We start from the raw sequence: 9153 nt of genomic DNA on the forward strand, positions 1-9153 counted from the left end.
ATGGACAGAGAACAAGTGGTCGCTTTACAGCACCAACGATTTGCTGCAAAAAATACGATCCTAATCGTCGTATTTCTCAAAGGGATTGGGAAGCTTTGGTTGAAGTGGGGAGGTTAGCCCCTTCTTCAATCGGGCTTGAACCATGGAAAATGCTTTTATTAAAGAATGAACGCATGAAAGAAGATTTAAAACCGATGGCCTGGGGGGCGCTTTCTAGTTTAGAGGGAGCGAGCCATTTTGTCATTTATCTTGCGCGAAAGGGCGTTACTTATGACAGCGATTACGTTAAGAAAGTGATGCATGAGGTTAAAAAAAGGGATTATGACACTAATTCCAGGTTCGCTCAAATCATCAAAAATTTCCAAGAGAACGATATGAAACTCAATAGCGAACGATCTTTGTTTGATTGGGCTAGCAAGCAGACTTATATCCAAATGGCGAACATGATGATGGCAGCGGCCATGTTAGGGATTGATTCTTGCCCGATTGAAGGGTATGATCAAGAAAAAGTGGAAGCTTATTTAGAGGAAAAAGGCTATCTGAACACGGCGGAATTTGGGGTATCGGTAATGGCTAGTTTTGGTTATCGCAACCAAGAAATCACCCCTAAAACCCGCTGGAAGACAGAAGTTATTTATGAAGTGATTGAATAAAAAACGCTTTTAGCTTTTTGATAACCAACCATAAAGAGCTTGGCGTTAGCCAAGCACTAATCTCTTAAATGACGCCTATTCATGTTTGATAAAAACAGAACCACCACAACACAATTAAGTATTCTTTAGGTATAATCAAAAACTATTTTTAAATAAAGGGTTTTTATGCTTCGTTTTGCGCCTTCGCCTACAGGGGATATGCACATAGGGAATTTAAGGGCAGCCATTTTCAACTACATTGTGGCCAAACAGCAACACAAACCCTTTCTCATCCGCATTGAAGACACGGACAAAGAGCGCAACATTGAAGGCAAAGATCAAGAGATTTTAGAAATTTTAAAGCTTATGGGGATAAGCTGGGACAAACTTGTGTATCAAAGCCACAACTTGAATTACCACCAAGAAATGGCAGAAAAATTACTGAAAGAAAATAAAGCGTTTTATTGCTATGCGAGCGCGGAGTTTTTAGAAAGAGAAAAAGAAAAAGCCAAAAATGAAAAACGCCCTTTCAGGTATTTAGACGAGTGGGCGGCTTTAGAAAAAGACAAGCACCATGCCCCTGTGGTGCGTTTAAAAGCCCCCAATCATGCGGTGTCTTTCAATGATGTGATTAAAAAAGAAGTGGAATTTGAATCTGATGAATTGGATTCTTTTGTGCTTTTGAGACAGGATAAAAGCCCTACTTATAATTTCGCTTGCGCATGCGATGATTTGCTTTATAAAATCAGTCTGATCATTAGAGGCGAAGATCACGTGAGCAACACCCCCAAACAAATCTTAATCCAGCAAGCTTTAGGCTCAAACGATCCGATTGTTTATGCGCATTTGCCTATTATTTTAGATGAAACAAGCGGTAAAAAGATGAGTAAAAGAGACGAAGCGTCCAGCGTGAAATGGCTTTTGAATCAAGGGTTTTTACCGGTTGCGATTGCGAATTACCTCATCACTATCGGCAATAAAGTGCCTAAGGAAGTTTTTAGCCTTGATGAAGCGATAGAGTGGTTTGATTTAGAAAACCTTTCCAGTTCCCCGGCTCATTTTAATTTAAAATATTTAAAACACTTAAACCACGAGCATTTAAAGCTTTTAGACGATGAAAAATTATTAGAACTCACTTCAATCAAAGATAAAAACCTCTTAGGGCTTTTAAGATTGTTTATAGAAGAATGCGGCACGCTTTTAGAATTGAAAGAAAAAATTTCGTTGTTTTTAGAGCCAAAAGATATTACTAAAACTTATGAGAATGAAGATTTTAAAGAGCGTTGTTTAGCGCTTTTTAACGCCCTAAAAGGCATGGATTTTCAAGCGTATAAGGATTTTGAAAGTTTTAAAAAAGAAGCCATGCGATTAAGCCAGCTTAAGGGTAAGGATTTTTTCAAACCTTTGCGCATCCTTTTAACCGGGAACTCGCATGGCGTTGAATTGCCTTTGATTTTCCCCTATATCCAAAGCCATTATCAAGAAGTTTTAAGGCTCAAAGCATGATATTTTCTACCCTTATTAATGCGATAGCGGTGATTTTAAGCTCGCTCATTACGATTTATATGTGGGTGGTGATCATTTATTCGCTTATAAGTTTTGTGCAGCCTAACCCAAATAACCCCATCATGCAAATCCTCGCTCGCTTGTGTGAGCCGGTGTTTTATTTTTTACGCTCTAAATTCAAGTTGGTGTTTAACGGGTTGGATTTCGCTCCTTTAGTGGTGGTCATCGTTTTGAAATTTTTAGATTTAACCCTCATCCAATGGCTTTTTATGCTCGCCAAAAGCCTTTAAAGAAAATCATGCGTTTTTTTATTTTATTTTTTATGGGTGCGCTTGGTGTTAGTTTTTCTCAAACCGAGTTGAGTTTAAAAGTTTTAGAAAAAAAGCCCGCCGGGATCGTTAGGGATTATTACTTATGGCGTTATATTAGCGATAAAAAAACGAGTTTAGAAAACGCTAAAAAAGCCTATGAATTGACTCATAATAAAAATAACGCCCTACAAAAGGCCATGCAAGAAAAAGGCTCAGACAATGCAGAAAAAAGCCCTGATGTTAAATTGCCTGAAGATATTTATTGCAAACAAATTACCCTAGAAAGCATGTTAGAAACAACAGACACTTTCCAAAATAGCTGTATCGCTATCGCTTTAAAATCAAAAATCAGAGATTTTGATAAAATCCCCCTTCAAACCCTTAAACCCTTACAAGAAAAAATCAAAGAGGCTTACCCCGTTCTTTATGAAGAATTAGAAATTTTGCAAAGTAAGCATGTGGGCGCTTCTTTGTTTAAGGCTAATGCGCAAGTGTTTAGCGCGCTTTTCAATCATTTGAGTTATGAAAAAAAGCTCCAAATTTTTGAAAAGCATATCCCTATTAAAGAGTTAAACCGCCTTTTAGATGAAGATTACCCGGCGTTTAACCGCTTGATCTATCAAGTTATTTTAGATCCTAAATTGGATCATTTTAAAGACGCTCTCACTAAAAGTAACGCTACCCACAGCAACGCGCAAACCTTTTTTATCCTAGGGATTAATGAAATCTTGCGCAAAAAACCCTCTAAAGCGCTCAAGTATTTTGAACGCTCAGAAGCGGTGGTCAAAGACGATGATTTTTCAAAAGACAGAGCGATCTTTTGGCAGTATTTAGTCTCTAAAAAGAAAAAAACTTTAGAGCGCCTTTCACAAAGCCCTGCCTTAAACCTCTATAGCCTTTATGCGAGCCGAAAATTAAAAACCACGCCCAATTACCGCATCATTTCTCACATCCAAAATTTAAGCCAAGAAGACCCTCCTTTTAACACTTATGACCCTTTTTCGTGGCAAATTTTTAAGGAAAAAACCTTGAGTTTGAAAGATGAGGGCGCGTTTAATGCGATGCTAAAAAGCCTGTATTATGAAAAAAGCGCCCCTGAATTGACCTATCTTTTAAGCCAACGCAATAAAGATAAGATTTATTATTATTTATCCCCTTATGAAGGTATTATTGAATGGCAAAATGTTGATGAAAAGGCTATGGCGTATGCGATCGCTAGGCAAGAAAGTTTCTTGCTCCCGGCAGTCATTTCGCGCTCGTTCGCTTTGGGGCTTATGCAAATCATGCCCTTTAATGTAAGGCCTTTCGCTAAACGCCTTGGCATGGATAATGTTGATCTAAACGACATGTTTAACCCCAATATCGCTCTCAAATTTGGCAATTATTACTTGAATCATTTGAAAAAAGAATTCAACCACCCCCTTTTTGTCGCCTACGCTTATAACGCTGGGCCTGGGTTTTTAAGGAGGTGGCTAGAAAGCTCCAAACGATTTAAAGAAAAAAATCATTTTGAGCCATGGCTTAGCATGGAGCTTATGCCTTATAGCGAGACTCGCATGTATGGCTTTAGGGTCATGCTCAATTACTTGATTTATCAAGAAATTTTTGGGAATTTCATCCCTATTGATGGATTTTTAGAACAAACTCTTACAAAGGACAAACCATGATTAAAAAATGCCTTTTTCCTGCCGCTGGCTATGGCACGCGCTTTTTGCCGATCACTAAAACCATTCCTAAAGAAATGCTGCCCATTGTGGATAAGCCTTTAATCCAATACGCTGTGGAAGAAGCGATGGAAGCAGGCTGTGAAGTGATGGCGATCGTTACAGGAAGAAACAAGCGCAGTTTAGAAGATTATTTTGACACGAGCTATGAAATAGAGCATCAAATCCAAGGCACTAACAAAGAAAACGCCCTAAAAAGCATTCGTAACATTATAGAGAAATGCTGTTTTTCCTATGTGCGCCAAAAGCAAATGAAAGGCTTAGGGCATGCGATTTTAACCGGAGAAGCCCTCATAGGCAATGAGCCTTTTGCAGTGATTTTAGCCGACGATTTATGCATAAGCCATGATTATCCAAGCGTGTTAAAGCAAATGATTTCATTGTATCAAAAATACCAATGCTCTATTGTAGCCATTGAAGAAGTGGCGCTAGAAGAAGTTTCAAAATACGGCGTGATCAGGGGCGAATGGTTAGAAGAGGGGGTGTATGAGATTAAAGACATGGTGGAAAAACCAAGCCAAGAAGACGCCCCAAGCAATCTAGCCGTGATAGGGCGCTACATTTTAACCCCGGATATTTTTGAAATTTTAAGCGAGACGAAACCGGGTAAAAACAATGAAATCCAAATCACAGACGCCTTACGCACTCAAGCCAAAAGAAAACGGATCATCGCTTACCAATTCAAAGGCAAACGATACGATTGCGGGAGCGTGGAAGGCTATATTGAAGCGAGTAACGCTTATTATAAAAAACGCTTATAAATCTTATCAACATGGGCAATTTGACTTATTACGCTTACATGTATTTGATCCTCTTTGTATGCTTGCTGCCTGTGTTATTGGTGGGGCTTGTTTGGAGGCTTACTCGCCCCCCCTTAAAGCAAAATATTCCTAATAAAAGCCTCTCTTTAGAAAATTTAAACGAACAAATCAAAAACCTTAAAAGTGCACCAGCTTTAGAAAAACTGAAAAACGACTTCAATGAGCGTTTTAAAATTTGCCCCAAAGACAAAGAAACTCTGTGGCTAGAAACGATCCAAAAATTAGTCGCTTCAGAATTTTTTGAATTAGAAGACGCTATTAATTTTGGGCAAGAATTAGAAAACGCTAACCCTAATTACCAACAAAAAATTGCTAACGCTACCGGCTTAGCCCTTAAGAATAAAAAAGAAAAAGGATAGAATTGGATTTTTTAGAGATTGTAGGACAAGTCCCTTTAAAAGGGGGGGTAGAAATTTCAGGGGCGAAAAATTCCGCGCTCCCCATTTTAGCCGCCGCGCTTTTAAGCCGCCAAGAAGTCAAAATCAAATCCTTGCCCCAAGTGGTGGATATAAAGGCGATGGCGTTATTGTTGCAAAATTTAGGTGCAGAATTAGAATGGCTTAACCCACACACGCTCCAAATCAGCGCTAAATCCCTGCACCACACCGAAGCCACTTACGATTTGGTGCGTAAAATGCGCGCTTCCATTTTGGTTTTAGGCCCTTTATTAGCGCGTTTTAAAGAATGCTTGGTGAGTTTGCCCGGTGGGTGCGCTATAGGAGCAAGGCCTGTGGATTTGCACTTAAAAGCGATGCAACAATTAGGGGCTGAAATCAAAATTGAGCAAGGCTATATCCATGCAAAAGCCCCTAAAGGCTTGAAAGGGAATGATATTTTATTTGATAAAATCAGCGTTACAGGCACAGAAAACGCCCTCATGGCAGCAAGTTTAGCTAAAGGGATCACGCGCATCATTAATGCGGCTAAAGAGCCAGAAATCGCTCAATTGTGTACCTTTTTGCAAAGCGGGGGCGTAGAGATTGAAGGCGTTGGGAGCAGCGAGTTAAAGATTAGAGGGGTAGAAAGCGATGCTTTGCATTTAAAAGACATTCAAATCATACCGGATAGGATTGAAGCCGGCACTTATTTGTGCGTGGGGGCTATCACTAACAGCCAGCTTAAAATTAATAACATTATCCCTAACCACCTTCAAGCGATCACGGATAAGCTTATAGAAATTGGTTTTTCATTAGACATTCAAAAAAATTCCATAGAAATTTATCCGGCTAAAAAACGCCAAGCCTTTGAAATCACCACGAAAGAATACCCAGGCTTTCCCACGGATATGCAAGCGCAATTCATGGCGTTAGCCACGCAGTGTTTGGGGACGAGCGTGATTGAAGAAACGCTTTTTGAAAACCGCTTCATGCATGCAAGCGAATTGCAACGATTAGGGGCTAACATTAGCCTAAAAACCAATGTTGCTACCATTCACGGATCCACAGAGCTTACTGGGAGCGATGTGATGGCGACCGATTTAAGGGCTTCTTCTGCTCTCATTTTAGCCGCTTTAGTGGCTAAGGGCGTGAGTAGGGTGCATAGGATTTACCACTTAGATAGGGGTTATGAGAGATTAGAGGATAAAATCAACGCTTTAGGGGCAAAAGTGTTGCGTTTAAAAGAAAAATAACCCAAGATTTGGTTACAATAGCTAGAATATTTTTCAATTATTACACAAGGAGCTTTTATGCGTATTGAGCATGATTTCATTGGGCAAATGGAAATTAGCGATGAAGTTTATTATGGGATTCAGACTTTAAGAGCGAGTGAAAACTTTTTTATCACCAACGACAAGCTTTGCAGTTATCCTGTTTTTATCAAATCTTTCGCTCAAGTCAAAAAAGCGGCTGCTCTCGCTAACGCGCAACTAGGCTTGATTGATGAAAAGCTTAAAATTGCGATTTGCCATGCGTGCGATTTGTTGATTGATGGTAAATATCACGATCAATTCGTTGTGGATATGATTCAAGGGGGGGCTGGCACAAGCACGAACATGAACATGAACGAAGTCATTGCTAATTTGGCTTTAGAATACATGGGGCATAAAAAGAGCGAGTATCAATTTTGCCACCCAAACGATCATGTCAACCGCTCCCAATCCACCAATGACGCCTACCCTAGCGCGTTAAAAATTGCGATTTATGAGCGCTTGAGTAATTTAGTCAATCCCTTAAAAGCCTTAAGAGACGCTTTCGCTCAAAAATCTAAGGAATTTGCTCATGTGATTAAAATGGGGCGCACCCAGCTTCAAGACGCCGTGCCTATGACTTTAGGGCAAGAATTTGAAACTTATGCCTTGATGATTGATAGGGATATTGAGCAGGTTTTAGACGCTAGGAATTGGGTAAGAGAGCTTAATTTGGGCGGCACCGCTATTGGCACAGGGATCAATTCGCACCCTGATTATCGCAATTTGATTGAAAAGAAAATCCAAGAAGTAACGGGCCGCCCTTTTGTCATGGCTAATAATTTGATAGAAGCCACCCAAAGCACGGGGGCGTATGTGCAAGTGAGTGGGGTTTTAAAGCGTATTGCGGTGAAACTTTCTAAGGTTTGTAACGATTTGAGGCTGCTCAGCTCAGGCCCTAGAGCCGGGTTGAATGAAATCAATTTGCCTAAAATGCAGCCGGGTAGCTCTATTATGCCGGGTAAAGTCAATCCGGTGATCCCTGAAGTGGTCAATCAAGTGTGCTTTGCGGTGATTGGGAACGATTTGAGCGTGGCGTTAGCCGCAGAAGGAGGGCAATTGCAACTCAATGTGTTTGAGCCGGTGATCGCTTACAAGCTATTTCATTCCTTTGTGATTTTAGGGCGCGCGATTGAAACTTTAACGACTAAATGCGTGGAAGGCATCACGGCTAATGAAAAGATTTGCCACGATTATGTCTTCAATAGCATTGGCATTGTTACTGCACTAAACCCTCATATTGGCTATGAAAAATCCGCTATGATCGCCAAAGAAGCCTTAAAAAGCGATCGTTCTATCTATGACATCGCTTTAGAAAAGAAGATCTTAACCAAAGAGCAACTGGACGATATTTTCAAGCCAGAAAACATGCTAAGCCCTCACGCTTTCAAAAAGCATAAAGACTGAACGCTTTGCAACTTTCACGCCTTCAAATTTTACGCTCCCTTTATATGGAGCGTCTTTTGGGCGAAACTTATACGGATATTAGCCTTATAAAGCCCCAAAATAAGCCCCTTAACAAACAAGTTCATGAGGGTATAGAAAATTGTAATTTGTGCAAACGCCATCAAAATTCAAAACCGGTGATCGGGCTTTTTAACCCCACTTCCAAGCTCGCTTTCATCACGCTCACCCCCATGCTGGATAGCCAATTACATTTCTTAAACAATTTAAAAGCAGCCATGTTAGAGAGCATTATCCAAAAGGTTTTTAACTACCCCTTAAAAGATTGCAGTATCTTATCGCTCCTTAAATGCGACTCTAACAGCCTTAATTTAGAAGTAGAAATCAACGCATGCCTGCCTCATTTAACCTGGCAATTAGACAATAGCGCTTCAAAAGTCATTGTGGTATTTGGTGAGATTTTGCCCAAACACCTTTTAAACCTTTCTAAAGAAGAATCCTTTGGGCGCATCGTGTCTTTAAAAACCAAACATTTTTTAAGCACCCATGCTTTAGAGGACATGCTCAAAAACCCCACGCTCAAAAAAGAAGCGTTAGCGCATTTTAAAATAGCGCTTCAGTTTCTTAATCAGTCTTAAAAGACGCCTTATTTTTTAACCCACCTCCTTATTACGCGCAACAAAGGCAAGGATTTTTGATAAGCTTTGCGATAGATTTTAAAAGTAGTGTTTTGAGAGAGTTCTAATAAAGGCGAGGCGTTTTGTAAAAGGCGCTCATAATTAACCCTCAAATCATCATAATTAACCCTCAAATCATCATAATTAACCCTCAAATCATCATAATTAACCCTCAAATCATCATAATTAACCCTCAAATCATCATAATTAACCCTCAAATCATCATAATTAACCCTCAAATCATCATAATTAACCCTCAAATCATCATAATTAACCCTCAAATCATCATAATTAACCCTCAAATCATCATAATTAACCCTCAAATCATCATAATTAACCCTCAAATCATCATAATTAACCCTCAAATCATCATAATTAACCCTCAAATCAT

General features: G+C 39.7%; 8 protein-coding genes and 2 pseudogenes. 9 read left to right on the forward strand and 1 reads right to left on the reverse strand.

Annotated features, from left to right (window positions below; genetic code table 11):
• The 9 genes and pseudogenes from frxA to EAL49_RS05750 all read left to right on the forward strand — a co-directional run bounded on the left by frxA (window position 1) and on the right by EAL49_RS05750 (window position 8723).
• A pseudogene (frxA, locus tag EAL49_RS05710) lies at window positions 1-653 on the forward strand (NAD(P)H-dependent flavin oxidoreductase FrxA).
• Window positions 654-818: 165 nt separating this feature from the next.
• On the forward strand, window positions 819-2138 hold the full coding sequence (gene gltX / locus EAL49_RS05715) for a glutamate--tRNA ligase (RefSeq protein ID WP_120829458.1): 1320 nt from the start codon (window positions 819-821) through the stop codon (window positions 2136-2138).
• Window positions 2135-2428 carry a YggT family protein gene (locus EAL49_RS05720; RefSeq protein ID WP_120829459.1) on the forward strand — a complete coding sequence of 98 codons (294 nt, stop codon included), beginning with the start codon at window positions 2135-2137 and terminating at the stop codon, window positions 2426-2428. Before gltX ends, EAL49_RS05720 begins: the two co-directional genes overlap by 4 nt.
• Before the next feature lie 8 nt (window positions 2429-2436).
• Entirely contained in the window at window positions 2437-4116 is a 1680-nt protein-coding gene (locus tag EAL49_RS05725) for a lytic transglycosylase domain-containing protein (RefSeq protein WP_120829460.1), read from the forward strand.
• The gene (gene galU / locus EAL49_RS05730) at window positions 4113-4934 is read left to right on the forward strand and encodes a UTP--glucose-1-phosphate uridylyltransferase GalU (protein WP_000591492.1); all 822 of its coding nucleotides are present in this window, start codon (window positions 4113-4115) and stop codon (window positions 4932-4934) included. Before EAL49_RS05725 ends, galU begins: the two co-directional genes overlap by 4 nt.
• 11 nt (window positions 4935-4945) lie before the next feature.
• Entirely contained in the window at window positions 4946-5353 is a 408-nt protein-coding gene (locus tag EAL49_RS05735) for a hypothetical protein (protein WP_108510618.1), read from the forward strand.
• Between the two features lie 2 nt (window positions 5354-5355).
• Complete coding sequence (gene murA, locus EAL49_RS05740) at window positions 5356-6624, forward strand: UDP-N-acetylglucosamine 1-carboxyvinyltransferase (RefSeq protein ID WP_120829461.1); 1269 nt, start codon at window positions 5356-5358, stop codon at window positions 6622-6624.
• A 57-nt stretch (window positions 6625-6681) separates the two neighbouring features.
• Window positions 6682-8088 carry an aspartate ammonia-lyase gene (gene aspA / locus EAL49_RS05745; RefSeq protein WP_033769100.1) on the forward strand — a complete coding sequence of 469 codons (1407 nt, stop codon included), beginning with the start codon at window positions 6682-6684 and terminating at the stop codon, window positions 8086-8088.
• Between the two features lie 44 nt (window positions 8089-8132).
• Complete coding sequence (locus EAL49_RS05750) at window positions 8133-8723, forward strand: uracil-DNA glycosylase family protein (RefSeq protein WP_120829462.1); 591 nt, start codon at window positions 8133-8135, stop codon at window positions 8721-8723.
• Window positions 8724-8731: 8 nt separating this feature from the next.
• Here EAL49_RS05750 and EAL49_RS05755 read toward each other — a convergent pair.
• A pseudogene (locus EAL49_RS05755) lies at window positions 8732-9153 on the reverse strand (glycosyltransferase family 10 domain-containing protein); the annotation flags it as partial.

Source organism: Helicobacter pylori, from assembly GCF_003637665.1.
GTDB lineage: Bacteria > Campylobacterota > Campylobacteria > Campylobacterales > Helicobacteraceae > Helicobacter > Helicobacter pylori_CK.